This window comes from Microbacterium sp., assembly GCF_052099035.1.
Taxonomy (GTDB): Bacteria; Actinomycetota; Actinomycetes; order Actinomycetales; family Microbacteriaceae; genus Microbacterium.
The window spans coordinates 10,127-10,740 of record NZ_JBQDSX010000078.1; positions in this window are offsets into that span (position 1 = coordinate 10,127).

Genomic DNA, 614 nt, shown 5'->3' on the forward strand with positions numbered 1-614 from the left:
CGCGAGCAGAGGGGTGCGGGGGCGCCTGCGCCGAGTGGGGTGTGGGGGCGCGCGTGTCCGTCTCCCCGGGGGGGGGGGGGGCCCGGGGGGGGGGGGGGGGGGTGGTGGGGGGGGGGGGGGGGGGGGGGGGGGGGCCAGGCGGTGCGCGGGTAGTCGATGGTCAACAGTGCGTCGTCCTTCAGCCCGCGGAGCACCTGCTCAGTCACCTCGCCGATCGTCACGCTTTTCGCCTGCCGGGGAGCCACGTCATCGTCCTGCGGGCTCCATGCCCGAAGAACGGCCAGACGGGTGACATGCGGAACCTGGGTCGGCAGCTCACGGAGCCAGGTCAGCCAGTCTTCGGCCGCTACTTCGCCGTCAACGGGGTCGTCGCTGCCTCGTCCGATCAGGGAATCGCAGTCGCACATACGCTGCGTCAGCGTGAACACGACCGAGCTGCCGCGCACACGGCTCGACGTGATCCGAAGCCCGGAGACCTGCGGTGCGACGCCGATCTGCTCGGCGGTGAACCGTTCGAACTCAGGCGTGTAGGCGGCGGCGTTCACGGTGACGTCCCCTGGAGTGGATGCTCCTATTGCTGTCAAGTGGTCTCCGGTGGGCTGAGTTGAGCGAGG